Annotated in this window: 26 protein-coding genes and 5 pseudogenes; 18 read left to right on the top strand and 13 right to left on the bottom strand. The window is 67.0% G+C overall.

Annotated elements, in window-relative coordinates; genetic code table 11:
* Window positions 1-45: 45 nt before the first annotated feature.
* The 4 genes and pseudogenes from H0B43_RS38965 to H0B43_RS38950 form a co-directional block, all read right to left on the bottom strand.
* Window positions 46-420 (bottom strand): annotated as a pseudogene (locus H0B43_RS38965) (DUF4383 domain-containing protein); the annotation flags it as partial.
* A complete protein-coding gene (locus tag H0B43_RS42270) occupies window positions 396-1,781 on the bottom strand; it encodes an ABC transporter permease (RefSeq protein ID WP_252190981.1) in 1,386 nt (461 codons plus the stop codon). The gene H0B43_RS42270 and the pseudogene H0B43_RS38965, both read right to left, overlap by 25 nt.
* Complete coding sequence (locus H0B43_RS38955) at window positions 1,778-2,692, bottom strand: ABC transporter ATP-binding protein (RefSeq protein ID WP_005564999.1); 915 nt, start codon at window positions 2,690-2,692, stop codon at window positions 1,778-1,780. The genes H0B43_RS42270 and H0B43_RS38955 overlap by 4 nt, the downstream gene beginning before the upstream one ends.
* A 33-nt stretch (window positions 2,693-2,725) precedes the next feature.
* Window positions 2,726-3,442 (bottom strand): TetR/AcrR family transcriptional regulator, encoded by a 717-nt coding sequence (locus H0B43_RS38950; RefSeq protein WP_005564996.1) that lies wholly within the window; start codon window positions 3,440-3,442, stop codon window positions 2,726-2,728.
* Window positions 3,443-3,640: 198 nt separating this feature from the next.
* Between H0B43_RS38950 and H0B43_RS42265 the strand changes: the two genes are divergently transcribed.
* The 7 genes and pseudogenes from H0B43_RS42265 (at window position 3,641) to H0B43_RS38915 (ending at window position 7,830) form a co-directional block, all read left to right on the top strand.
* Entirely contained in the window at window positions 3,641-4,114 is a 474-nt protein-coding gene (locus H0B43_RS42265) for a UPF0182 family protein (RefSeq protein WP_312033601.1), read from the top strand.
* Between the two features lie 208 nt (window positions 4,115-4,322).
* Window positions 4,323-5,237 (top strand): tyrosine-type recombinase/integrase, encoded by a 915-nt coding sequence (locus tag H0B43_RS43005; protein ID WP_005564994.1) that lies wholly within the window; start codon window positions 4,323-4,325, stop codon window positions 5,235-5,237.
* Between the two features lie 25 nt (window positions 5,238-5,262).
* A pseudogene (locus tag H0B43_RS38935) lies at window positions 5,263-5,550 on the top strand (transposase); the annotation flags it as partial.
* A gap of 111 nt (window positions 5,551-5,661) precedes the next feature.
* Window positions 5,662-6,314: pseudogene (locus H0B43_RS38930) on the top strand (IS3 family transposase); the annotation flags it as partial.
* Between the two features lie 204 nt (window positions 6,315-6,518).
* Entirely contained in the window at window positions 6,519-6,659 is a 141-nt protein-coding gene (locus H0B43_RS38925; RefSeq protein WP_185723510.1) for a hypothetical protein, read from the top strand.
* Window positions 6,660-6,772: 113 nt separating this feature from the next.
* A pseudogene (locus H0B43_RS38920) lies at window positions 6,773-7,081 on the top strand (transposase); the annotation flags it as partial.
* 431 nt (window positions 7,082-7,512) lie between these two features.
* On the top strand, window positions 7,513-7,830 hold the full coding sequence (locus H0B43_RS38915; RefSeq protein WP_043788418.1) for a hypothetical protein: 318 nt from the start codon (window positions 7,513-7,515) through the stop codon (window positions 7,828-7,830).
* A gap of 44 nt (window positions 7,831-7,874) precedes the next feature.
* Here H0B43_RS38915 and H0B43_RS38910 read toward each other — a convergent pair whose 3' ends face one another.
* Window positions 7,875-8,273: a hypothetical protein gene (locus H0B43_RS38910; RefSeq protein WP_185723578.1), complete on the bottom strand. Its 399-nt coding sequence runs from the start codon at window positions 8,271-8,273 to the stop codon at window positions 7,875-7,877.
* Between the two features lie 208 nt (window positions 8,274-8,481).
* Window positions 8,482-8,982, bottom strand: a complete 501-nt coding sequence (locus tag H0B43_RS38905; RefSeq protein WP_252189611.1) for a transposase family protein — start codon at window positions 8,980-8,982, stop codon at window positions 8,482-8,484.
* Between the two features lie 576 nt (window positions 8,983-9,558).
* On the opposite strand from H0B43_RS38905, the pseudogene H0B43_RS38900 reads away from it, so the two are divergent.
* Window positions 9,559-10,656 (top strand): annotated as a pseudogene (locus tag H0B43_RS38900) (IS110 family transposase).
* Window positions 10,657-10,658: 2 nt separating this feature from the next.
* Here the strand turns inward: H0B43_RS38900 and H0B43_RS42255 are convergent.
* From H0B43_RS42255 to H0B43_RS38880, 5 genes are all read right to left on the bottom strand, one after another.
* Window positions 10,659-11,393, bottom strand: a complete 735-nt coding sequence (locus tag H0B43_RS42255) for an IS30 family transposase (protein ID WP_252189614.1) — start codon at window positions 11,391-11,393, stop codon at window positions 10,659-10,661.
* Window positions 11,390-11,674 (bottom strand): helix-turn-helix domain-containing protein, encoded by a 285-nt coding sequence (locus tag H0B43_RS42250; protein ID WP_312033600.1) that lies wholly within the window; start codon window positions 11,672-11,674, stop codon window positions 11,390-11,392. The genes H0B43_RS42255 and H0B43_RS42250 overlap by 4 nt, the downstream gene beginning before the upstream one ends.
* Window positions 11,675-11,872: 198 nt before the next feature.
* Entirely contained in the window at window positions 11,873-12,499 is a 627-nt protein-coding gene (locus tag H0B43_RS38890) for a PaaI family thioesterase (RefSeq protein ID WP_005574668.1), read from the bottom strand.
* Window positions 12,496-12,972, bottom strand: a complete 477-nt coding sequence (locus H0B43_RS38885) for a universal stress protein (protein ID WP_005574667.1) — start codon at window positions 12,970-12,972, stop codon at window positions 12,496-12,498. Before H0B43_RS38885 ends, H0B43_RS38890 begins: the two co-directional genes overlap by 4 nt.
* Before the next feature lie 12 nt (window positions 12,973-12,984).
* Window positions 12,985-14,568, bottom strand: coding sequence for an MFS transporter (locus H0B43_RS38880; RefSeq protein WP_185723576.1), 1,584 nt, complete (start codon window positions 14,566-14,568; stop codon window positions 12,985-12,987).
* A 129-nt stretch (window positions 14,569-14,697) separates the two neighbouring features.
* On the opposite strand from H0B43_RS38880, the gene H0B43_RS38875 reads away from it, so the two are divergent.
* The 3 genes from H0B43_RS38875 (at window position 14,698) to H0B43_RS38865 (ending at window position 15,351) form a co-directional block, all read left to right on the top strand.
* Complete coding sequence (locus H0B43_RS38875; protein WP_252189610.1) at window positions 14,698-14,838, top strand: hypothetical protein; 141 nt, start codon at window positions 14,698-14,700, stop codon at window positions 14,836-14,838.
* 24 nt (window positions 14,839-14,862) lie between these two features.
* Window positions 14,863-15,000, top strand: coding sequence for a hypothetical protein (locus tag H0B43_RS38870; protein ID WP_185723575.1), 138 nt, complete (start codon window positions 14,863-14,865; stop codon window positions 14,998-15,000).
* Window positions 15,001-15,066: 66 nt separating this feature from the next.
* Window positions 15,067-15,351, top strand: coding sequence for an IS3 family transposase (locus H0B43_RS38865; protein ID WP_100229439.1), 285 nt, complete (start codon window positions 15,067-15,069; stop codon window positions 15,349-15,351).
* A 29-nt stretch (window positions 15,352-15,380) separates the two neighbouring features.
* On the opposite strand, the gene H0B43_RS42690 is transcribed toward H0B43_RS38865, so the two are convergent.
* Together H0B43_RS42690 and H0B43_RS38860 are read right to left on the bottom strand one after the other, a co-directional pair.
* Entirely contained in the window at window positions 15,381-15,512 is a 132-nt protein-coding gene (locus tag H0B43_RS42690) for a hypothetical protein (protein WP_005560904.1), read from the bottom strand.
* Window positions 15,513-15,793: 281 nt separating this feature from the next.
* On the bottom strand, window positions 15,794-16,795 hold the full coding sequence (locus H0B43_RS38860) for an AraC family transcriptional regulator (protein WP_005560906.1): 1,002 nt from the start codon (window positions 16,793-16,795) through the stop codon (window positions 15,794-15,796).
* A 128-nt stretch (window positions 16,796-16,923) separates the two neighbouring features.
* On the opposite strand from H0B43_RS38860, the gene H0B43_RS38855 reads away from it, so the two are divergent.
* The 7 genes from H0B43_RS38855 to H0B43_RS38825 all read left to right on the top strand — a co-directional run bounded on the left by H0B43_RS38855 (window position 16,924) and on the right by H0B43_RS38825 (window position 24,467).
* Window positions 16,924-17,244 (top strand): 2Fe-2S iron-sulfur cluster-binding protein, encoded by a 321-nt coding sequence (locus H0B43_RS38855; RefSeq protein WP_005560908.1) that lies wholly within the window; start codon window positions 16,924-16,926, stop codon window positions 17,242-17,244.
* 25 nt (window positions 17,245-17,269) lie between these two features.
* On the top strand, window positions 17,270-18,658 hold the full coding sequence (locus H0B43_RS38850; protein WP_005560910.1) for a cytochrome P450: 1,389 nt from the start codon (window positions 17,270-17,272) through the stop codon (window positions 18,656-18,658).
* A complete protein-coding gene (locus tag H0B43_RS38845) occupies window positions 18,655-19,857 on the top strand; it encodes an NAD(P)/FAD-dependent oxidoreductase (protein WP_005560912.1) in 1,203 nt (400 codons plus the stop codon). Before H0B43_RS38850 ends, H0B43_RS38845 begins: the two co-directional genes overlap by 4 nt.
* A gap of 68 nt (window positions 19,858-19,925) precedes the next feature.
* Window positions 19,926-21,386, top strand: a complete 1,461-nt coding sequence (locus tag H0B43_RS38840) for a cytochrome P450 (protein ID WP_005560914.1) — start codon at window positions 19,926-19,928, stop codon at window positions 21,384-21,386.
* A complete protein-coding gene (locus H0B43_RS38835) occupies window positions 21,383-22,108 on the top strand; it encodes a transglutaminase-like domain-containing protein (RefSeq protein ID WP_005560916.1) in 726 nt (241 codons plus the stop codon). Before H0B43_RS38840 ends, H0B43_RS38835 begins: the two co-directional genes overlap by 4 nt.
* The gene (locus H0B43_RS38830) at window positions 22,105-23,634 is read left to right on the top strand and encodes an aldehyde dehydrogenase family protein (RefSeq protein ID WP_005560917.1); all 1,530 of its coding nucleotides are present in this window, start codon (window positions 22,105-22,107) and stop codon (window positions 23,632-23,634) included. The genes H0B43_RS38835 and H0B43_RS38830 overlap by 4 nt, the downstream gene beginning before the upstream one ends.
* Window positions 23,631-24,467 (top strand): SDR family oxidoreductase, encoded by an 837-nt coding sequence (locus tag H0B43_RS38825; protein ID WP_005560919.1) that lies wholly within the window; start codon window positions 23,631-23,633, stop codon window positions 24,465-24,467. Before H0B43_RS38830 ends, H0B43_RS38825 begins: the two co-directional genes overlap by 4 nt.
* Window positions 24,468-24,507 lie beyond the last annotated feature (40 nt).

The following is a 24,507-nucleotide window of genomic DNA, read 5'->3' as shown; positions in this document are numbered from 1 at the left end:
AGGATCGACTGCGCCACATCGCCGGTGAACGGGTGCGGAGCCTTGTCGCGGGGTCGCCGTGGTTGCCCCGGTGGTGCGCAGCCGCGGCAGCAACAGCCCGAGGGCGACCATCCCGGCACCGAGGACGAGGTGCAGCCAGTTGTCCGCGGTGTTGACCGGCACGAAGTTCGCGCTGCTGTCCTGGTCGATGACCAGCCCGTAGATCCACGGCACCAGATAGATGATGCCGCCGACGATCAGGAAGCCTTTCGCGGCGGCGGCGGTGCGCGCCGGCACGATCCCGCCGACACCGAACAGCAGATGCACAATGTTGTGCAGGATGGACGCCTGGAAGATACCCAGCAGCGCGGCCTCGGAATGATGACCGGCGAAGGTGAGCGTGTCGTAGTCGGTGGTCACTCCGGGAATGAACCCGAGCACCCCGACCGAACAGCAGCGCGGCGACCGCGGCCACGACCAGAACCGCCGGGGTGTGCGCGAGGTAGGCGAGCTTGAGTGTCACGACGTACCCGGGGTCCCCGGTCACCAACGCCGCGCCGAGACCGGTGGCGGCGCCGGAGAGGCCGAGCAGCACGATCGAGCTGGCCGCGGCCGGCCACACCCGATCCCATCCACCCTGCCCGGCTGGTTTTCGTGGCCAACACCGGGTCGGCGCGCCCGGCCTGTTCCTCGCTGTGCAGGCGGCGGACGGACACGATCGCGAAGCAGGAGACGAGGAAGGCCATCGTGAAGCCCATCAGACCGAGGTAGCCGTCGACGAGGTTGCCGGTGGCGCCGCCCATGATCACCAGAATGTCGTCGGGCAGGTCCCCGAACGCGTCGGCGATCGATTCGGTGAACGCACCGTAGAACAGCCCGGCCACACTCAGTCCCACCGCCCAGCCGATGATGGCGCCGCGCTGCAGCCGCAACGCCATGGTGAACGGATGCGACAGTGCCGCAGACGCTTCCGCAGCCCCGAGCCGCGGCGCCACCAGGCCGGCGCCGACGTCCCGGCGGCCGACGAGCACGTAGGCGCCGACCAACGCGGCACCGGCGAACCCGATCGACAGGGTCAGTGGCCACCAGCGGGGGTCGACGAAGACCCGGGTTTGCTGCGACCACGCGATCGGGGACAGCCAGGACAGGGCACTGCCGTGCTCGGCCGTCAGGTCCCCGATCCCGCGGATCAGGAAGGCGGCCCCGAGGACCGCGGCGGCCAGCCCGGTGGCGGCCCGCGCGTGTTCGGTCACCTGACACATCAGGGCCGTGATCGCGGCGAACACCAGGCCGAGGGCGGCAAACCCGGTCAGGAGCAGCAGGGAGCCGGCGGTGTCGAACCCGGTGCCGGCCAGGGCCAGGGTTCCGGCCACGACCAGGGCGGTGTTCGCGACGAGTGCGGTGAGCATCGCCGCGGTCAGCGGCGCGTTTCGGCCGACCACCCCGGCGAGGATCAGTTCGGTGCGCCCGCCCTCCTCCTCGAGGCGGGTGTGGCGCACGGTCAGCAGGATGTTCATCAATGCCGCGGCGACCATCAGGTACAGGGCGTACTGATTGGCGAGGAACGCCTCCAGGGTGGGGTTGTCCATGCCGTAGCCGGGGCCGGACATCATGATCGCGGCGGGACTGTTGGCGAAGGACGCGACGTTGGCGATGTCCTGCTCGGTGGGGTACGCCAGCTTCAGCGCGTTGCCGAAGTACATCGTCATCACCGCGATGCCGAGCACCCAGGCGGGCAGCTTGATCCGGTCCCGCCGCAGGTTCAGCCGCAGCAGGGCCGGGGTGGCGCGCTGTGCCCTCATCGCGCACCCCCCACCGGATCGCTCTCGCGGGAATCACCGTAGTGGCGCAGGAACAGTTCCTCGAGTGAGGGCGGTGCGCTCTCGAGGCTGCGGACCCCGTACTCGGCGAGAGCCCGGATCACCTCGTCGAGGTGGGCGTTGTCCACCTCGAAGACGGTGCGGCCCCGTTCGATCCGCAGCTCGTGTACGCCGGGCAGCTGGGCGAGCGGGGCGGCGTCCCGGTCGGTGGCGGCGGTGATCGTCGAGCGGGTCAGGTGCCGCAGCTGCTCGAGGGTTCCGGTTTCCACGGCTCGGCCGTCCCGGATGATGGTGACGGTGTCGCAGAGCTTTTCGACCTCGGCGAGGATGTGACTGGACAGCAGGACGGATCGGCCTTGCTGTTTCACCTCGTCGATGCACCGCTGGAACACCTGCTCCATCAGCGGGTCCAGCCCCGACGTCGGCTCGTCGAGGATGAGCAGTTCCACATCGGTGGCCAACCCGGCGATCAGGGCGACCTTCTGCCGGTTGCCCTTGGAGTAGGTGCGGCATTTCTTGCGGGGGTCGAGTTCGAAGCGGTCGATGAGTTCGGTGCGCCGGGCGGGGTCGACGTTGCCGCGCAGCCGGCACAGCAGGTCGATGACCTCGCCGCCGGTCAGGGTCGGCCACAGGCTGACGTCCCCGGGCACGTAGGCCAGCCGCTGATGGAGCTCGACCGTGTCGCGCCACGGGTCCAGTCCGAGGACGCTCGCTCTTCCGGCGTCGGCGCGCAGCAGCCCGAGCAGCACTCGGATGGTGGTGGTCTTGCCGGCGCCGTTGGGTCCGAGGAAGCCGGCGACCTCTCCGCGGCCGACGGTCAGGTCGAGTTCGTCGAGGGCGGTGACGGTTCCGAAGGTTTTCGTGAGGTTCTCGACCTCGATGACAGTGTTCATGGAGGTTCCTGATGTGGGGAGGATCTGCTGTTGTCAGGGTTGGGCGGCGGCGCTATCGCCGTCGTCTGTCCTGGCAGGCGGATCCGTCACATACATCAGGTAGTCGTCGAGCATCTGCCGATCGGTGAGCAATCCTTGGGTGTAGAGCTCGAGGCCGGGCCCGGTGGTGGCGTCCGCGATGGCCTGGAAGAAGCCGGTGAAGTCGCCGTCGCGCAGCATCTGCGGGCGCAGCGACATCTCCAGCAGCACCGTTCCCACGCTCATACCGGTGAGAAACCTCGCCCGCGCGTACGGGTCCCGGGACGGGGTGATCACACCGCTGCGTACGCCCTCTTCGAGGTAGCCGGCCGCGTCGTCGACCAGGTGATCGAAAAACGCCGCGGCGGCCTCCCCGCCGGCCTGCAAGGTGCGGGCCACATACATCGCCAGCGGCGCGAAGTGGTCGGTCTGCCCGAGCTGCGCCAGCCACGGCCCGGTCTCACCGGTGCCCAGCACCGCGCGCTTGGACTCCCGGATCTCCGCGAGCACCCACTCGTCGCACGCGCGGCGCAGCCCCGCCTTGGTCCCGAAGTGATACAGGATCAACCCGCCGCTGACCTGGGCATCCTCGGCCACCGTGCGGAGGCTGACCCCGAACCCGTCCCGCCCGAAGCGAAGAATCGCCGCGTCGCGGATCCGCGCCGCCGCCGTCAGATCACTGGTGTCGCGGGCGGTGGCAAGCGGTCGAAGTGGGCGCTCGTTTGAACGCATACTCAGGATTTTATTTGCATGTTCCATCCGGGGCAAGGAATTTGCGGCTGACCACCTGTCCCGACGGCCGCCGAATTCGCGTGGTGGGCGGGGATCGGATCCGTAGAATGGGACGAAACGGTCACTCGTCTGCGTGGCGGCGCGTCGGTGAAGTGGGCTGCCACGCACGCCGAACCCGCCCCTGGGAGCGCCGACGAAATGAGCAGTCCACCGGCGGAAAGTCTGCAGATGCCCCGGGGTGCGAAAATCCTGCTCATCGCGGTGGCGGCGTTCGTGGCCCTGCTGGTCATCGCGCCGGCCCTGATCAACGCCTACACGGACTGGCTGTGGTTCGGTGAGGTAGGTTTTCGCACCGTCTGGGGCACGGTGCTGCTCACCCGAATCGTGCTGTTTCTGGCGGTGACGCTCTGGTGGGTGGGACCTTGTTCGCGGCCCTCCTGCCCGCCTACCGATCGAGACCGCTGTTCGTGCCCGCCGCCGGGGCGCACGACCCGCTCGAGCCCTGACCTCTCCCCCATCCCGGTGCCGGACGCGGAACAGACCCTCGCACCTCGGACACCCCACCCCCGCCTCCGGGCCGACCACCGGATCGCCTGTCAAGGGACATTGGGTTCTGGATCTGGCGCAATTTTCGTGACTACTATGGGGCGCTTGACTATCCGGTGTGTATGACGCGTTTGCGGAGTAGGTCGAAGTTGGCTCGCCCGTACATCTGCCGGTTGAGCATCTTAAAAGTTACGTGGAATCTGGCCGTGGGGATGATCACGTCTCCTCGGTGTTGACCACGGAACTGAGGAGATGGCTTGAGCGGCACGGTGGTGTTGGACAGGAGAAGTGGCCGGTATGGGGCCGGCATGTGTAGGCGGCCGGGTGGCTGCGGGTGTGGACCGATCTCGGGCGGGCGCCTCGGACGATCGACGCCTACTCCCGGGGGCTTGCCGAGTATCTGGAGATGTGCGAGCGGGAGGGTGTCGACCCGCTCACGGCGAGCCGGGCGCATGTCGGCGTCGATGTGCGGGAGTTGACAGAACGGCCCAGCCGCCGTGGCGCGAATGTGGTGTCGCTCGATTCCGGCTCCGGTCTGGCGAATGCCACGATTCAGCAGCGGCTGGTGCCGGTGCGGCTGTTCTACGACCACCTCATGGAGGAGGGCCTGTGCGAGTCCAATCCCGTTGGTCGGGACCGTTTCGCGCCCGGCCGACGCGGCGGCGGGCATCAGCGTGGGTTGGTGCCTCGGTTGACGAAGCTGCCCTGGATCCCCAGCGAGCGGCAGTGGGCGGACATCCTGACCGCCGCCGCCGAGGAACCGGTTCGGAACCGTGTGATGCTGGCGCTGGCCTACGATGCCGCGCTGCGCCGTGAGGAGCTGTGCTCGCCGCGCACCGACGATCTCGACCCAGCCCACCGCACCCTGCGGATCAGGGCGGAGACGACGAAGAACCGGCTCGAGCGGGTCGTGCCGTATTCGGCTGCGACCGGGGTGCTGCTGTCGGACTATCTCGCGTACCGGGCACGTCTGAGCAGGGCACGCGGACCGCTATTCGTGTCGGAGTCCCGCCGCAATCACGCCCAGCCACCCAAGTCTGTGGACGTGGTCGAAGGTGGTGCGACGGATTGCCCTGGCCGCCGATGTTCCGCGGTTCTCCACGCACACCACTCGGCATCTGTGTCTGACCGATCTGGCCCGGATGGGCTGGGAGCTGCACACGATTGCGACCTCGCCGGGCATCGCCATACGGACTCGAGGCTGGGGGCTTCCCCCCTGAGTGAGGACATCATGAACACTGGGTCGTGAAGACCCAGAGGAAGAGATGTCACTGATGGCGATGAAGGCGTACTCGGCGGAGTTCAAGGCCGATGCCGTCGCGCTGTACCTGTCCGATCCGAGCCACACCTTCGAGGGCATCGGCAAGGATCTGGGAGTCAGCCGCGAGACGCTGCGCACCTGGGTGCGGGCCGAACGCAAACGCACCGGCGCTCCCGCGGCCGAGCTCCGGGCCAGTGGGGCGGCGCGGCCGGCATCGCGGGCCGGCGGGGTATCGTCCGAGTCCGTGTTGGAGGAAGAGAACAGGCAGCTCAAGGCCCAGATCCGCAAGCTCGAAACCGAACGGGAGATCCTCTCCGCCCCTCCCCCCGCTCCGCTCCCCTGCGCGGCCGCGCCTCGCGGCGGCGCCCGCTCCCCGGTCCGTTTCGTCCTCGGCTCCTCCGCACTCGAAACCGAACGGGAGATCCTGCGGAGGGCCGCGAAATATTTCGCCGGGGAGACGAATTGGTGAGCAGCCACTTCCAATTCGTTGACGACCACTGCGACACCTTTCCGGTGAAGTGGCTGTGCCAGATGCTCGAGGTCTCCCGCTCGGGGTTCTACCGGTGGCGGGCCGCCGCGCCGGCCCGGGACGCCCGCACCTCCGCCGACGAGCAGTTGGCCGCCCGGATCCGCGCCATCCACGACGACTCCGACGGCACCTACGGGGCCCCACGGGTGACCGCCGAGCTGCGCGATGCCGGGATCGAGGTCAATCACAAGCGGGTCGAACGGGTCATGCGCGTGAAGGGGATCGTCGGGCTGCATCTGCGCAAACCGGTGCGCACCACGATTCCCGCCCCGGACGCGGCCCCGGTGCCGGACCTGATCCGGCGGGATTTCACGGCGAGCGCACCGAACACCAGGTACGTCGGGGACATCACCTACCTGCCGGTGGGTGACGGTGAATTTCTGTATCTGGCGACGGTGTTGGACCTGGGTTCGCGACGGTTGGCGGGGTGGTCGATCGCCGACCATATGCGCACCGAGTTGGTCACCGATGCGCTGCGGGCGGCGGCCGCCTGTCGTGGCGCCGCCGGGCTCGATGGATCAATATTCCACTCCGATTAAGCCGAGGTTTTCGTTAAGCCGAGAAAGCGCGAGTTCGTGTGCCCGCTTAGATATTCTGTGGACTTCTTCGGCTTAACGATTGATTGTCTGGCTTACGTTTGTCGTGTCCACTGTCGCAATGGAAGGAGACTGCGATGGATACGACAATCACCAGATCGGTGCGGTCGTTATTGCCGACTTGCGACACCTCGCCCACGAAAGGTGTCGACCACCAACACCTTCTACGTAATCGCCTCCATCGATATGATGCGCGCTGCCGTCAACGCCGCCTCCTCAGCCCGGCGCCTCGCCGAACACCACCTCGCCGAAGACACACTGCGAGCCCTCTACAGCCTGCGATGAACCTGAAACGTTAAGCCGAGAAATCCGACCGAAATATGCAGCTGACCAGACCCAACCCTGAATTCCTCGGCTTAACGAAAACCTCGGCTTAATCGGAGTTAAGCGGAATTCGGCTTAACAGCGACAACGGAGCTCAATATGCATCGGCGGAATTCGCCGAACTCTGCTGCGAGTTGGGGGTGACCAGATCGCGGGGTGCGGTCGGAACGTCGGCGGACAACGCGGCCGCCGAGTCGCTGAATGCGACGTTGAAACGGGAGACGCTGAAGGGGCGGAAACGCTGGAACAGTGCGGGCGAGGCGCGCGCTGCCGTGTTCCGCTGGATCACGCGATACAACACCAGAAGGAGGCATTCCACTCTCGGCCAAATCTGTCCGGTCGAGTTCGAGCAGCGATCGGCTACGCTGGCCACCGCCGCATAGGAATAGGTGTCCACATCTCGGGGGAACGCCCGCTGCGATATATCCACCTGTCCGGGCGGGATCTGGCCGACAAGCTCGGCCGCGGCATGGACCGCATCCATGCCTGGCGCATCGCAATGCTCACCGGCATGCACGCCGCGGCGGCAGGAACGCCGCGGTGACCGTGCCGCTGTCGGGGACCCCCGAACCGGTCCCTGAATCGCGTTGGTGCCCACCGCTTGTCGCGCATCGCTTGGACACCACTATCGACCTCCGAGACGAGGAGGTGAGGGCCATCGGCGAACTCGGCGTTCGCAACCTGCGGCGGCTGCAGTATCACGATCCGAACGCGCCGGGCTGGCGCGTGATCGGACGACTGCTGCGAACACTGGAGACGGTCAACGCAGGACTGGATTCCCCGGTCACCGCGCATCGGCGGCGCGCCATGGCCGATGCGGTCGCGGTGCTGCTGGTGTGGCGCCGAGAAGGAGCGGACCTTCTGGGGTTGGACCGCGGAGGAATGGGTCCATCTGCCCGGCAGGGATCAGGCCGAGTTCCGCCGGAACGCACCCGCCTGGGCCGGCGACGAGGTCCGCCCCTACCTCGCCGCGCACGCCTACCTGCTGGGCTCCTTCACTGAGTTCCACCGGCTCGGCAGCTTCCAACGACTGACCCTGTCGTGGCGGATCTTCGGGCGCGACCGAGTCAACGGCGAGATCGCCCGGCTTCGTAGGGTGCTTGCCGGGTGGGGGTTATCGGCTCGGACGTGACGACGACACGCTGCTGCCGATGGTGATCTGCCAGCTGTTCCTGCTCAATCGCAGCCCACCGCGCCATACTTCCACTGGAAGACAACGAAATCACCGAGGCGACGGGTGCGGCAACCACACCAGCGACCCGCCTCGCCGTCGCCCTGGCCGCCATCCACGCCGCCCGCTCCAAGGACATCGGCGAGCTGCTGCTCGACGACGTCGACCTCGGTGACCGTCGGCTGACCATCGCCGGCCGATCCCGACCATTGGACGACCTCACCTACCGAGCGCTGACGGACTGGCTGAGCTACCGACGCACCCACTGGCCCAACACAGCAAACCCCCACCTGTTGGTCAACCGCGTGACCGCGGTGCGCACTTGCCCGGTCGGCAAAGTGTGGATCACCCGGGCATTCTGGGGGCTGACTGCCACCCTCGATCGGCTGCACGTCGATCGTCAACTCGAAGAATCACTCACGCACGGCCCAGACCCACTCCACCTCGCCGCAGTGTTGGCATCAGCCCGGGCACCGCGATCCGCTATGCCGCCGCGGCCCGGCACCTCCTCGAGACCCCTGCAGAACACCACGACCTCCACAGTTGACCGCGAACCCACGCACTATCATTGGTTCCGAGTCCAACTGTCCTTGAGTTCGCGCCGAGATTCCTTCAGTTTGGCTGAACTCCGGGCTTTCCGACGGTGCCGTAGACGTGGCCTCGGCGGAGTGCGAAGTCGTCGATACCGAGGACGGGCACCTCACCGATGGGTCGGTCGGGTATCGACCGCACTGCCCGCAGCAGGGTGTCCCGGCTGACGGCGACACCGAGTCGGCCGGAGAGTCGGGCGCCGGCCCGTCCTGCCGCGGCCAGGCCGATCGCTTCGATCATCGCTGTCCCCGCCGGTGTTCGCCGACTCCAACGCTCGGTCAACCCCGCGATCTGCTCGGCGAAAGTTCTTGCCCCGCAGTCAGTGGTGTCGCAGAAGAACCGGCGGGCCCGGACATCGATCAAGACCGGATGCCCGCCGATCGCGGTGTCGGTCAACTGTCGGCGATACCGCGAATGCACACGAGTGGCCTCACCACCGCACCGCGGGCACCACGCTCGGTCACCTCGGGAACGGGCCTGGATTCGGATCGTCGATCCGACTCGCCAAACACCGACAAACATCGATACTTGCCAGATGCGGGAGTAGGACCCGCACACCGTCTTCAGCGCACCCGGAGAATCCTCACCCGACCTCGTCGATGCAGGTCAGTGACACGCCAAGCGGCTTCACGAAAATTGCGCCAGATCCAGTTTTTCATGTCCGCCGACAATCGCCTCCCCCAGCCTGCGGACCGCGCTGCTCCGACTGTGGAACCTCTGAACCACCGCGAGAACTAAGCACTTTGACCACGCGAACGACATAGCCCCACCTATATCGGCGCCCCAACTCGCCGCGGACGTCCTCCGATCACCAGCCCAAGGACCTTCCCGAACTCGCGCACCCGGACGCCGAGATGCTGGGTCTGCTCGCCCGCGACCTGGACGCACGTTCACGGGCGGTGGCTCTGGTGTGAGCACACCCCGCGAACCGGAGCCGGCGCGAGCCACCGGGCTGGACGGGCGACGCCTCGGGGACTGTCGGGGCGAAGACGGCGCCGACCCTCCGTGTAGACGATATGAGGGGCTGGGCTGGGGCCCCACGCACATGTGAACGTGGGTTTCCGACAGGAAACGGGTCCTGGCCGGTAGAGCCACAAGATGTGGGAGGCCCCAGCAATGAATCAGCGTACGAGCGTCGGATTGGATGTGCACGCACGATCGGTCGTCGCGTGCGGCCTCGACGGGCGGACCGGTGAGCTGTTCGAGCGCCGATTGACGCCCGCTCATCGCGAGATATTCGAGTGGATCCGGTCGCTGCCGGATCCGGTGAAGGTGACGTACGAGGCCGGGCCGACCGGCTTCGGGCTGGCCAGGTCACTGACCGCGGTGGGCATCGAGTGCCTGGTCGCGGCACCGTCGAAGCTGCAGCGCCCGCCCGGAGATCGGGTCAAAACCGACGCGCGCGACGCGCGGCATCTGGCTCGTCTGCTGCACCTCGGTCAGATTGTCGAGGTGGCGGTGCCGAGCGTCGAGCAGGAGGCGGCCCGGGATCTGGTGCGTGCCCGGGAGGACTGTCGTGGGGATCTGATGTCGGCCCGGCATCGGGTGGCGAAACTATTTCTGCGGCAAGGGATCGTCTACTACGGCGGCCACGCGTGGACGAAGGTGCATGACACCTGGCTGCGCACCCAGCACTTCGATGCGCCCGGTCTGCAGCTGGCGTACGAGACTGCCTACGACACCATGCTCGCGGCGGTGGACCGGCGGGATCGGCTGGATGTGGCGATCGCGGCGATGGCCACCGACAGCGACTACACCCCGGTGGTGACTCGGCTCGGCTGCCTGCGCGGGGTCTCGACGCTGACCGCGTTCGGGCTGGCCGTGGAGATCGGCGACTGGCAGCGCCTGACCGGACGCTCAATCGGCGCCTACCTCGGGCTGGTGCCCACCGAACACTCCTCGGGCACGTCGCGCTCGCAGGGATCGATCACCAAGACCGGCAACGGCCACGCCCGACGACTGCTCATCGAGGCCGCCTGACACCACCGACCCCGGTATCGCCCCGGAGCGGAGCTGCGGCGCCGCTGGGAGCAGGCCAGTCCCGCGGCCCGTGCCCGCGGACAGCAAGCAAACCGGCGCCTGCACGCCCGCTGGGCCGGGTTCGACGCCCGTAACAAACGCCCCGCACTGGCGAACACCGCGATCGCCCGCGAACTCGCCGGCTGGTGTTGGTCGCTGGCCGTGCTCGACACCTGAAATCAGGGTCCCCGTTCCGCATCCCCGATTGCGAGTGTGGTCGTCACCTCGTCAGGCGGCAAGGTCGGTTCTCCTCGCTGCACTGCGGGGACTCCACCTTGCCCCCTCGTCGCCGACCGACCGTTGAGCAAGGACCGGAACGGGAACCCCCCACAACGTCCGGACGAATCATGCGGTGGTGACGGCAGCGCCTGGGAGTGATCCGCGAGGAACCTATGAGCAATCTCCAACTGTACGTGGGGATCACGCTCGACATTAGACGAGCGATCCACTCCAGCCGAACAACCGTCCTGCGGTACCCAACCCGCGAATATCAGAGTTGACCACGCGTCGAAACCGACACGCTCGCCACCACCCCAGATCGACCGGGCCCACAGAGGCGGCGCCCACGACGACGGTCCTGGACGCCGCCTCGCCCTGCGCCCTTGACAAACCGGCGTACATATCAGGTCGCCTTCCCAATGTCCTGGTACTGCACGGTCTTTCACGTCTTTGGGGCGGTCGGCGATGTTGGCCATGTCGGGGATACGGTTCTTGCGCTGGCCGGCCTTGCGGCTGGGTCGGCGCAGCCCACGTCCGGTCCGCAGCGATCGGGTGAGGGTGTGTTCGAGTCCGCCGCGCGAGGGTTGGTAGAGCGATTGGTAGATGGTCTCGGTGCTCACGCGCATCTGTGGATCGTCGGGGAACTCGAGTTGGAGGCGGCCCGCGATCTGTTCGGGTGAATGGCGCTCGGTCAGGGATTCTCCACTGTCTCACGCAGCTGCGGGTGGGTGGCGAGCTTGGACGGTTTGGGTCGCGAGGCCCGATGGTAGGCGGCTGCGTGCGCTGATCTGGCTCGGTACCGCCCGGACGGCTCACGGTTGCGCGCGATCTCGCGTGAGATCGTCGAGGGACTCCGGTTCAGGGCTTTCGCGATGTCACGAAGCGTTTGACCTGCGGCGATGCCGATGGCGATCTCTTCACGTTCGGCGAACGTCAAACACCGGCCCTTGAGGTTGCGGCCACGCCGGGGGCGCACCCCACCGAGCACCCTGTTTGCGGTACGAGCCGGCCGCCTCGGCCGCGTCCGTGATGAACTCACCCGCAGCCATCCCCGCCCAGAACGTTTGAAAGATCTCCGGAACCATCCGATGAGAATATTTGGCCATGTGCAACACCCTTTGATCAGTGGTGTTGCGATCACCGCACGAACCCAAGGATCGGCTTGCGGAATACGTCAGGGTCTGTCCATATGCGGGCGTTGTTGGTCTTCGTGTGCGGTGGGCGTGGTCGCCGCCGGGGCGTTATCGGTGTGGGGGGTGGTGTGTCGTGGGGTCAGGAAGTGGTCGATGTCGACGATGAGGAACACGGCGGTGGCGGTGGTGACCACGTGGGCGTGGTTGTCTTCGATGGTGGCTCGCAGGTGCAGTTTGCGGCCGTCGCGGGCGTGGATGTGGGCGCGAAGGGTGTAGGGGGTGTAGAGCAGCACCGGGGCGAGGTAGTCGACGGCGAGGTGGCGGGTGACGGCGAGTTCCCCCACGGTGTAGAGCAGGAATCCGAACAGGTCGTCGAGGACGGTGGCGACCGCGCCGCCGTGGGCGATCGCTGGGGCGCCGACGTGGCGGGAGTCGAAGCTGTGGTGGGCGTGGACGCCGTGTGCGTCGCGCCGGGCGCGCAGCTGGTGGCCGTGGGGGTTGGCCGGCCCGCAACCGAGGCAGTGGTCGTGGTGGGGCGGCAGGTCGGCGTGTTCGGGTGGGACCACAGGGAAGGCGCGGATCCAGTCCTCGGCCTCGGAAGGTCCGGGTCCGGCGGTCTCGGGTGTGCCGGTGCTGGGTGTGCCGGTGCTGGGTGTGTCCTCGGTCATGGGTGCTTCCCGTGGGTGTCGTCACCGGGTGGGGTGGCGATGAGGATGTCGCAGTGGGCTTTGCGGGCGAGCTCGATCGGCGGGATGGACAGCAGCCGGGCCAGCAGTGATGACCGGTGGGGGTTGCCGGTGACGATGAGGTCGGCGGCGGCGGTGGCGGCCAGGTGCAGCAGTGCGTGCAGGGTGGGTTCGGACAAAATGTGGGTGTCGATGTCGGTGGCGCCGTGGGCGAGGGCGTGCTGGTGGGCGGTGCGCAGGATGGCGTCGGTGGGGGCGGTGCCGCGCAGCCGGTAGACGTCGGGCCCGAGCCGGTCGAGGTCGGTGCCGAAGGCGCGTTCGTCGATGTCGTGGCGGGCGCAGCTGATCAGGAGTCGGGCGTGGGTGGCGTGGGCCAGTTCGGCGGCCTGGTCGACCACGCGGTAGGAGTGGTCGGATCCGTCGGTGTCGACGAGGATCGTGCGATAGGCCGTCATGACGGGCCTCTTTCACGAGAAGGGGGTGTTCGAGCGGGACGGGGTGGACGTGTGCGGGCGTGGTGTGCGGGAGCGGCGGGTGGTGGGGCCGGGAGCGAGGACCGCCAGCACGATCGCCCCGGCGGCGGTGAGGGCGGCCAGCGCGAGCGCGGCCTGGCTGCTGCCGTGCACGAACGCGTCCTTGGCGAACTCGGCCAGCGGCTGGGCCGCCGGTCCGGCCTGGTCGGCGACCTGCAGGGCGGCGGCCAGGGAATCGGCGACCGGGCCGCGGGCGGGCTCGGGCAGCCGGGGCAGGGCGGGCTGGATGTGGTGGGTATAGCCGGCGGCGAGCACGCTGCCGGCCACGGCGATCCCGATCGCGGCGCCGATCTCGCGGGCGGCGTCGTTGACCGCGGCGGCGACCCCGTGTTTGGCCTCCGGGGTGTCGGCGACGATGGCGTAGGTCGCCGGGGCGGTGCACAATCCCAGGCCCGCGCTCGTGATCAGTAGCGGCCACAGCAGGTCGGGGTAGTGCGCGGCGACGGTGAACCGGCTCACCAGCACCAGTCCGGCGGCGATGGTGAGCAGGCCGGTGACGGTCATCACCCGCAACCCGACCAGGCTCGACAGCCACGGCGCGATCACCGAAATCACGATCAGCGGAACCACCATCGGCGCCAACGCCAGTGCCGAGGCCAGTGGCCCGTAGCCGAGGATCAGCTGCAGGTACTGCACCAGCAGCAGGAACACTCCGAAGGTGACCAGGAACTGGATGGTCACCGACAGCGAGCCGGCACCGAAACCGCGGCGCGCGAACAACCGCACGTCCAGCAGCGGTGCCGAGGACCGCAGCTCGATGACCACGAACACCACCGTCGCGAGGACACCGACCCCGGCGGTGGCGGCGACGAGCGGGTCGGCCCAGCCGCGCGCGGGGACCTCGATCACGGCGAACACGATCGCCGCGACCGCGACGGCCACCGCCGCCGCGCCCACCCAGTCCACCGGCGGATGCTCACGCTGGCGGGACTCGGCGATGGTGCACGCCAACCCCCCCAGCACCACCCCGGCCACGGTCAACCCGACGAACACCGAGGGCCACGACCACCGCTCGAGCAGCAACCCGGTACCGAGGATGCCCAGCACCGCCCCGGACCCGGCGACCCCGGCCCACACCCCCACCGCCCGGCCGCGATGAGCAGGGGCGAACCCCGCGGTCAGGATCGACAGCGTCGAGGGCATCACCAGCGCCGCGCCCGCACCGGCCAGCGCGCGCGCCGCGATCAGCCACACCGGGTCGGCCAGCAGCAGCGGCAGCGCCGAGGCGACCGAGAACACCGCCAGCCCCGCCACCAACACCCCGCGGCGCCCGTAACGGTCACCGATGGCTCCGGCGGGCAGCACCAGACACGCCAGCACCAGCGTGTAGCCGTCGACGATCCAGGTCAGCTGGGCTTGCGTCGCCCCGGTCGCGACCGCGATCTGCGGCAACGCCGAATACAACGCCGCCATGGCCGCGACCACCAGCGCCACCGCCAGGCACGACACCGTCAGCATCCACCACTGGGCCCTGGTCCACCGGGCGATCTCGACAGTGTCCGTCCCGGGTGTGTTCACCGGACACCTCCCGACTTAAAGACCAACGGTCTCGGTACGAGACCATTCGTATCATAGTGGTCGGGGCTTGGGATAGAGTCCACACATACACCCAGGGCTGAACGACACGAATCGGAGGAGTGCGCGTCCATGACCGCCCCGGACCCCGCCGCGACCGACCCACTCACCGCGGCCGACGAGCAGGCCGATCCGCGGCTGGCACGCTCACGCAACCGGTTGCTCGACGCGGCCGGGCGACCGCGCCCAACACCAAGTGGGTGGCCGACCTGACGCGGATCCTCACGGGAGGGGGCGTTGTGGTTGGCGAGTGTGCGCGACGCGATCCCGAACAAGGTGGTCGGCTGGCGATCCGGCCCGCGGGCGGACACCGACCTGGTGCTCTCGGCGCTCGACTGCGCCCTGTTCTCCCGCGATGTCCGGGCGGGGAGTTGATTTTCCACAGACAAGGGCCGTCAATTTACGGCGGTTCGGTTCACCCAGCGGCTCGTCGACGCGGGCATCGCCCCGTCTACCGGAGGCATCGGGGACAGCTTCGACAATGCGCTCGCCGACAACCTGCGGTCGACACCCCAGATCGAGCTTATCTACCGGCCCGCAATAATATTCGCCACCAGAGCCGAGGCGGAGGCGGCGTTGTTCCGCTACATCGATGGTTGGTACAACCCGCGCAGGATTCAGGCCGGCCTGCGCGGACTGTCATCCGACGAATACGAGCGCGCCTACTACGACCGACCAGACGGACAGGAGGCAGATATCATCGAACCCGAGCTCGTCGGAGCCTGATGGAAAGTCTCCGGAGAAGCGTGGGAATCTCAGGCGCTGCGGCCCTTCTTCATCGAAGTGTGCGTGTTGGCCATGTTGTGCAGGTCCTCGAGGGTGTCGTCGATGAGCAGTGCGCAACTGCCGCAGTGCCTGCCTTCGATCCGGAGAATGTGGGTTGCCATGCGGAGTTGTCCCTTTCCGAGAATGGTGATTTGCCCGAGTACATGCCCATGCCGCAGGCATAGCCCACTCGGCCTGGCTGCAAAGTGCCCAGGGTCGACGCGGATTCCACCACTGGTCGCGCCGTCGTGGTGCCCCCGAGACTCGGGAAGACCATGTCGGACCGAAACCTTGGTCGGTCCCCTGGACCTGCGCCACTGGTCTCACGCACTGGGGACGGACCCACACGTCTCTAGCACATCCGGCAGCCCCTTCAACCCGTCGGAGACGGGACGGCTCAGGGTTATGGGTGCCGGAACTCGTTCGGAGAGCGGCCGGTCCATCGCTTGAAGGCGTGTGAGAAGTTGGTGAGGTCGCTGTATCCGAGCTCCGTGGCGACCTCACTCACCGACATTGATCGGTCGAGTAGCCGCAGCATCGCGCGCTCGCGCAGGAATGACTGGCGCAACTCGCGGAAGGTGGTCCCCTCTTCGGAGAGGCGCCGCTTGAGTGTGCTGGTGGATATCGACAGCTCGTGTGCGACCCAGTGGCTACTTCCCTGTCCGGGATCCTCCTCCAGCAGCCGTCTCACCTTCTCCGAGAACGACGTGGTTCTGCCCCGCTGGTCGAGAGTTCGCTGCAGATCGCCGATGGCGAGTCGGTACGTGAGGGGATCGGAGAACCGGCAAACCTCGTTGAGCGTGTCCGCGGGAACATGGAGGAACGACATCGGAGCGTCGAAGAACAGGCGCCCGGCTAGTACGTCCTCATGATTGGTCAGGAGGGGCGGCGCTGGCCAACTCAGGTGGAGTGTGACGGTCGGCATGTCGCCGGCGAGCATGTCAAGCAGTCGCAGTAGCGCCGACCCGCAGTAGGTGACGACCAGGCAGTCCAGGGCCGGATCGCTTGTGTGTGCGGTGAACCCGACGGTGAGGCCGTGCTCACTTGGATGGAACTGTGGACTGAGGGCTGTCGAGATCAACGGCAGATAGGTGAGCAGCTCCACGATCTCGGCTACCGAGCCTGCGCTGACCAGCGGAAAACTCAACGGGCCGAAGGACGTCAACTGGGCCTGTTCAGCGAACGCGAAGCCGAGCAGGGTTGCCTGGTCGACGTCGAGTTCGGGGTAGACCTCCCGAAACCACCGTATCGGGGCCTGGACGTCATGCTGGATCAGCGTCGCCTCGTCGGTTCCTTCGCGAGACATGATGTTGCGAAGCCGCGCGAGTGCGTCTGGGTCGAGCGCTTGGCGCTCGAGCAGTTGCACGAACAGAAGCGGGGGCACACCCTCGTCATTGAGGATCACTGGCTCACCATGATCCCTTTGAGCCGAATTCACAAGTTTCTGACTCCGCCGAACATAGCCGCCGCGCTCATCCTCGACAACACTTTGACCAAGTTCCCAAGCCGAGGACAACGTATCAGGAGTTGGCTATGGCAGTTGTCACCTTTGTCTCCCACGACGGCGAGAAACACGAGGCGCCTTTCGAGGAAGGTCAGTCGCTGATGCAGGTCGCGACCAACAACGCGGTGCCCGGCATCGACGGCGACTGCGGAGGCGAGGCCGCGTGCGGCACCTGCCATGTGATCGTCGATCCGCAGTGGTCCGAGGAGGTGGGCCTCTCCGGCGCCGATGAGGAGGAGATGCTCGCGATGAACCCTGAGCGTCAGCCGACCTCTCGACTGTCCTGCCAGATGCCGGTCTCCCAGGCGTGGGACGGCCTGATCGTCCGAATGCCTGAGTTTCAGATGTGACGACGAGAGAAACGGATAAGACGCGATGAAGATTTCTGAGGCAATCGCCGCCAAGGTTCAGTCGACTATCCCGATGGAGCGGCAGATCCAGGGCGCACAGCTGTACGACAAGACCCGGCGATGGGTGACCGGAACGAATGGAGAGAGGCTCTTTGTCGAGAGCCCCATCCCGCCGGTGGAGGACGTCGAACTCGCCGACATCGACCTCAGTAACCCTTTTCTCTATCGACAGGGGCGCTGGCAGTCGTACTTCGAGCGCGTGCGCAACGAGGCTCCGGTCCACTATCAGCCCAACAGTCCGTTCGGTCCGTTCTGGTCCGTCACGAGGCATGCCGACATCGTGGCCGTCGACAAGAACCATGAGGTCTTCTCCGCCGAGCCGTTGATCGTCATCGGGGTCCCGCCTCGTTTTCTTGATATCGAGATGTTCATCGCGATGGATCCGCCACGCCACGACGCGCAGCGGTCCGCTGTCCAAGGCGTGGTCGCGCCGAAGAACCTGCGTGAGATGGAGGGTCTGATTCGATCGCGCGTCCAGGAGGTGCTGGACAACCTGCCCGTGGATCAGCCGTTCGACTGGGTCCAGAGCGTCTCGGTCGAGTTGACCGCTCGGATGCTTGCGACCCTCCTGGACTTTCCGTACGAGCAGCGTCGCAAGCTCGCTTACTGGTCTGATCTCGCATCCTCGATGGAGCAAGCCAACGGCGGTCCCTCGGACAATGACGAGGTGTTCCGCGGCATGCGCGACATGGCGCGAGGTCTCAGCGCTCTCTGGCATGACAAGGCGGCCCGGACAGCTGCCGGGGAGGAACCCGGCTTCGACTTGATCACCCTGTTGCAGAGCAACGAAGACACCAAGGATCTGATCGACCGACCGATGGAGTTCCTGGGCAACCTTGTGTTGCTGATCGTCGGAGGCAACGACACGACGCGGAACTCGATGAGCGGCGGTGTTCTCGCGTTGAACCGGTTCCCTGACCAGTTCGAGAAGCTGAAGGCGAACCCTGACCTGATCCCCAATATGGTCTCGGAGATCATCCGGTGGCAAACACCGTTGGCCTACATGCGCCGGATCGCCAAGGCCGACACCGTGCTGAACGGGCAGTTCATCCGCAAGGGCGACAAGGTCGTGATGTGGTACGCCTCGGGTAACCGCGACGAGCGCATGTTCGATCGGCCCGATGAGCTGATCATCGACCGGCCCAACGCCCGTAACCACATCTCCTTCGGCTTTGGCGTCCACCGCTGTATGGGCAACCGGCTGGCCGAGCTGCAGCTGCGGATTCTGTGGGAGGAGTTGCTTCCACGTTTCGAGAACATCGAGGTCGTCGGTGAGCCCGAGTACGTGCAGTCCAACTTCGTGAGGGGCATCAGCAAGCTGATGGTCCGCCTCACCCCGAAAGTTGGCGCATGACCTTGCAGCGAGCGGTCATCGTCGGGGCCAGCCATGCCGGGGCCCAACTCGCAGCCGGCCTGCGCCAGGAAGGGTGGACCGGTGAGATCGTCCTCATCGGCGAGGAGTCGGCGCTGCCCTACCAACGCCCTCCGCTGTCGAAGGCATACCTGGCCGGGAAGAGCACACTCGGCGAGCTCGCGATCCGCAGCGCCGAGTTCTACAGCAAGCAGGGAATCCAACTCCTGGAGGCGACGGTGGAGGCGATCGACCGCTCGGCTGGTCACCTCTCACTGAGCACCGGCGACGCACTGCCCTACGACAAGCTCGCGCTGTGCACTGGCGCCCGCCCTCGTCGGCTCCCCACCCCGGGAGCCGACCTGGCCGGAGTCTACTACCTACGCACCGCCGCGGACGTCGAGAAGATCCGAGAGGCCACCAGCCCCGGGCGTCGGGCCGTGATCGTCGGCGGCGGCTACATCGGACTGGAGACGGCCGCCTCGTTGCGTGCACTGGGTCTGGAGGTCACCGTGCTCGAGGCGACCGGGCGCGTCCTCGAGCGGGTCACCGCCCCGGAGGTATCGGCGTTCTTCGACCGGATCCACCGGGAGGAGGGCGTGAACATCCGGACGGGCGCGCGGGTCGAGGCTCTGTCCGGCGACGGCAGGGTCCGCGAAGTGATCCTGGCCAGTGGCGAATCAATTCCCGCCGACCTCGTCATTGTCGGCATCGGCGTTGAGCCGAACACCGAGCTCGCCGCCGCCGCCGGTCTGGTCGTCGACAACGGCGTCGTGATCGACGACCAGACCCGGACCAGCGACCCCGACATCGTCGCCGCCGGGGACTGCGCCAGTCACGACATGGCCCGTTACGGCCGTCGCATACGCCTGGAGTCCGTGCCGAGCGCGGGCGAGCAGGCCAAGGTCGCCGCCGCGACCGTCTGCGGGAAGTCCAAGAAGATAGCGGCGCTTCCATGGTTCTGGTCAGATCAATACGATCTCAAGCTCCAGATCGCCGGTCTCAACACCGGGTACGACGAAGTCGTCCTCCGCGGCGACCCCACCCGGGACCGCGACTTCACCTGCTTCTACCTCCGTGCCGGCGAGCTCATTGCCGCCGACTGCATCAAACGCCCCCGCGACTTCATGTTCAGCAAGCGGGTCATCACGCAGCAACTCCCCATTGACCGGGCCGAATTGGTGCTCGCCGGCTCGGCCTGAGATGACGGGTCCTTGGGCGATGGGTACGACGACTGCGAGTGCGGACCGCGTTTCGGAAAGGAACATCAGTGACGAACGTCATCCATCTCCCGCTGGCGAAGGGTCGTGAGCGGCTCTCGTCGGTCCTCATGGTGCCACTGCCGAGTCGGGTCGACGCGGCCCTGCTAGGGGCCAGTGACCGGTGGCCTGTCCGTGAGCTCGCCCCGCCCCCGGCGGGGTCGGGCCTCGAGCCGGTCCTAGGGACCGCCGGCTTGCCTCTGCTCGGTCACACCCTGGACTACATCCGGTTCGGCTCTAACTTCTCCCGGGCCAGGTACCAGCGGTTAGGACCTGTCTCGTGGATGGGCGCCTTCGGCACGAAAATAGTGGCGGTGGCCGGCCCGGATGCCACACAGGAGGTGCTGACGGCCAAGGCGAAGTCGTTCTCCCAGGACGGGTGGACCTATCTCATCGATGCCTTTTTTCACCGGGGCCTGATGTTGATGAGCTTCGACGAACACAGGATGCATCGGCGGATCATGCAGGAGGCGTTCACCCGTGACCGGCTCGCCGGCTACGTCGACCAGCTCGGCCCGACGCTGGAGACCAGCATCCCCGGGTGGACAGCGGGCCAATCCACGCGCATCTACCCGCTGCTGAAGGCCCTGACTCTCGACGTCGCAACGAAGGTCTTCATGGCAGGTCGGGGGGGAAGCGAGGACACCGACGCCATCAACGACGCCTTCGTGGCCACCGTGCGTGCAGCCAGCTCGCTCATCCGTTTCCCGCTGCCGGGGACTCGTTGGCGAGCCGGAGTCCGTGGGCGCGCGCTCTTGGAGGACTACTTCACCCGGCACCTGCCGGCGGCTCGAAGTGGCCAGGGAGGCGACCTCTTTGCGGGGCTGTGCCATGCGCGCACGGCCGACGGTGAGGCGTTCACCGATGAGGACGTCGTCAGCCACATGATCTTCTTGATGATGGCGGCCCACGACACATCGACCATCACCACCACCGCTGCCGCCTACTTCCTCGCCAAGCACCCGGCCTGGCAGGAACGGGCGCGGGCCGAGTCCGACCAACTCGGTGGACGCCGCCCGGACATCGACGACCTGGACTCGCTGGGGACTCTCGACCTGGTGATCAAGGAGACGCTGCGTCTAGTGGCGCCCGTGCCGATCGTGATGCGCAAGACGGTCGAGAACGTGGAGATTGCCGGACACCACATCCCGGCGAACACCCTGGTGGCCGTGGCTCCGTCGGTGAACCACTTCGACGAGTCGTGCTGGACCGACCCCGACACCTTTGACCCTGACCGCTTCAGCGAACCGCGGCGTGAGGACCAGAATCACCGCCTCGGGTGGATCCCCTTCGGAGGAGGGGTACACAAGTGCATCGGTCTGCACTTCGGCACCCTCGAGGTCAAGGCGATTCTGCACCACATGCTGCGCACCTACACCTGGACGGTCCCCGACCAGTATGAAGCGAGGTGGGACAACACCTCGCTCCCCATTCCGGTCGACGGGTTGCCGATCACCCTGGAGCGCAGATGAATCAGGCACCGGTGGCGTACTTGGGGGCGACCGACTTCCTCGACATCGAGCACGAGTCCGTCCGGGCGTTCACCGCCGCCGCGGTTGGGGATGCGAGCACCGACCGGGACAAGGCGAAGCGCCTCTTCGCCGCCGTCCGCGACCAGATCTGGTACGACCCCTACACGGTGTCGGACGATCCCGCCCATTATCGAGCGAGCTTCGTCCTCGAGACCGGGCGCGCCTATTGCGTCCCGAAGGCGGTGCTCTTGACCGCGGTGTGCCGTGCGGCAGGGATTCCGGCGCTGCTGGGCTTTGCCGACGTCCGAAATCATTTGCAGACCGAAGCGTTGCGAGCGCTCATGGGCGGCACAGACCTGTTCGTCTATCACGGCTACAGCCATCTCTACATCGACGGCCGGTGGTTGAAGGCGACGCCGGCGTTCAACACCGAGTTGTGTGCGCGTTTCGGTGTGCCGCCGGTGGATTTCGACGGCGAGCGCGACGCCCTCCTGCACGCCTTCACCGCCGACGGAGCCCAGCATATGGAGTACGTCCGCGAGCGCGGCGTCTTCGACGACCTGCCTTTGAACGCGATCCTGACCGAGCTTCGGCACACCTATGGACCGCTGATCTTTAAGTGCGCTCACGTGATCGCTGACGCTTTCACCGACACACCCGCCAGCCGCGCCCAGCCCGACGGGATCTCCCGCGGGCCCCACTCACCCCTGGAGGCCCGATGAGCACGGCGACCACAGCGGACGCCTTGGACGTGCGTAACCCGGCCGACGGCCGGCTGGTCGCAACCGTCCCCGTCGATGATCGCGAGACCGTGAACGGCATCGCGGCTGACCTCCGCCGCGCTCAGGTCGGGTGGGCCGAAGCAGGCCCGCGGCACCGCGCCAGATGGTTGCATCGCTGGCGGGACTGGATCCTGGCTCACACCGACGAGCTCACCGACCTGCTGCAAGCCGAAACGGGCAAGGTGCGCCCTGACGCCCTGGTGGAGACGGCAGCATCGTGTGAGTTCATCACCTACTACGCCAACCATGCCGAGAAGTTTCTCGCTGGCGAGCAGGTCAGGTCCTCGGGTCTGCTGAGTCTGCCGAAGCGGCTGTCCAAGACCTACCACCCGTACCCGGTTGTCGGGCTCATCACGCCGTGGAACTTCCCGATCACCCTCTTCCTCATGGATGCAGCGCCCGCGTTGGCTGCCGGATGCGCGGTCCTGGCGAAGTCCTCGGAGGAGACGCCACTGACGTGTGCGCGGGTCGTGGAGGGCTGGCACGAGATCGGCGCCCCTCCGGTTCTGGCGCATGTTGTGGGTGCTGGCGAAGCGGGTGCGGCGGTGGTGGACGCCGCTGACTTCGTGCAGTTCACCGGCTCGACAGCCACCGGGCGGGCGGTCGCGATCCGCTGTGCCGAGCACTTGAAGCCGGTGAGCCTGGAGCTGGGCGGCAAGGATCCGGCGATCGTGCTGGAGGACGCCGACCTTGCTCGTGCGGTGGAGGGGATCGCGTGGGGCGGTCTGTTCAACGCGGGGCAGGTCTGCATCTCCGTCGAGCGGGTGTATGTGGTCTCTGAGATCTACGACGAGTTCGTGGCCCGGCTGACGCACCGGGTGCGGTCCCTGACCCAGGGTGCGGCGGCAGGTGACGACGTGGGTGCGATGGTCACTGCGAGGCAGGTCGAGATCGCCGATCGCCACGTCAGCCAGGCAGTGGCGGCGGGTGCGCGGGTCCTGGCCGGCGGAACCCGGAGTGCGGTCGGGAACTACTACGCTCCGACCGTCCTGGTCGGCGTCGACCACACGATGGCCTGCATGACCGAGGAGACCTTCGGCCCCACGATCCCGGTGATGCGGGCCGCGGATGAGGACGAGGCCATCCGCCTGGCCAACGACTCGGCGTACGGCCTGTCTGCGACGGTGTGGACCCGCGACCATGCTCGTGCGCAGCGCATCGCGCGACGGCTGGATGCGGGTGCGGTCAACATCAACGACGTCTTCAGCAACCTCTTCGCCACCACACTGCCGCACAGTGGATGGAAGGCCTCAGGTATCGGTGCGCGGCTCGGCGGCGCCTACGGGCTGCACAAGTACTGCCGGGTCCAGGCGGTGACCGAGCCGCGGATCCCTGTCCTGGCACGAGAACTCACGTGGTACCCGTACACCTCCCGGCGTGCGGCCATCGCCGGAAGAGTGTTGCGCGCGGCAGCCGGTCGCGGCCTGCGGCAACGCCTCGGCCTGAACAAGGAGCACAGCAAGTGACGACGCACAGCCCCCACACCGCCGCCAAGACCGTGGCGATCACAGGTGGAGCCCGCGGCATCGGTTACCAGACCGCGAAGGAGCTGATCCGACGAGGCCACCGCGTCGCCATCGGCGACATCGACGAGGCGCGTGCCAAGGAGACCGCCGCCGAGCTCGGGGTGAAGGTTGTCACCCGCCTCGACGTCACCGACCCTGACTCGTTCAGAGACTTTCTCGACCTGGTCGAGGGGGACCTCGGCCCCCTCGACGTGCTGATCAACAACGCGGGCATCATGCCCACCGGGCACGCCCACGAGGAAGACGACGCGGTGACCCGGCGGCAGGTCGAGATCAACGTCCTGGGAGTCATCTTTGGGACCAAGCTCGCCCTTCAGCGGATGCTGCCGCGGCGTGCCGGGCACATCATCAACACCGCATCACTGGCCGGCGAGCTCGCCGTGCCCGGTCTGGCGACCTATTGCGGCACCAAGTTCGCGGTCATCGGATTCACGGAGGCAGCACGACTGGAATACCGCAAGTCCGGGGTCCAGCTGTCCACCGTCCGGCCCACGTTCACCAACACCGAGCTCGTTGCTGGGACAGCTGGAGCCAAGGGACTGCGCAACGCCGAGCCCGAGGAGATCGCTCGAGTGACAGCCGATCTAATCGAGAGCCCGCGTCCCTTCGTGCGCGTCACCCGCCTCGCAGGCGGCATGGTCGCGGCGATGAAGTTCGTCCCCGGACGGCTGGCCGCCAGGCTCGGATCGGCCCTGGACACGGACTCGGTGTTCCTCGACGACGTCGACATGGGGGCCCGCCAGGCCTACCTGGACAGAATCCGGAACAACTGACCTAGTCGTCGAACCCATCGTCCGCCCCTCCACCCGAAGA

Source organism: Rhodococcus sp. 4CII (assembly GCF_014256275.1).
Lineage (GTDB): Bacteria > Actinomycetota > Actinomycetes > Mycobacteriales > Mycobacteriaceae > Rhodococcus_F > Rhodococcus_F wratislaviensis_A.
The sequence above is the reverse complement of the archived record's forward strand: the minus strand, read 5'-3'. Positions and strand labels throughout refer to the sequence as shown.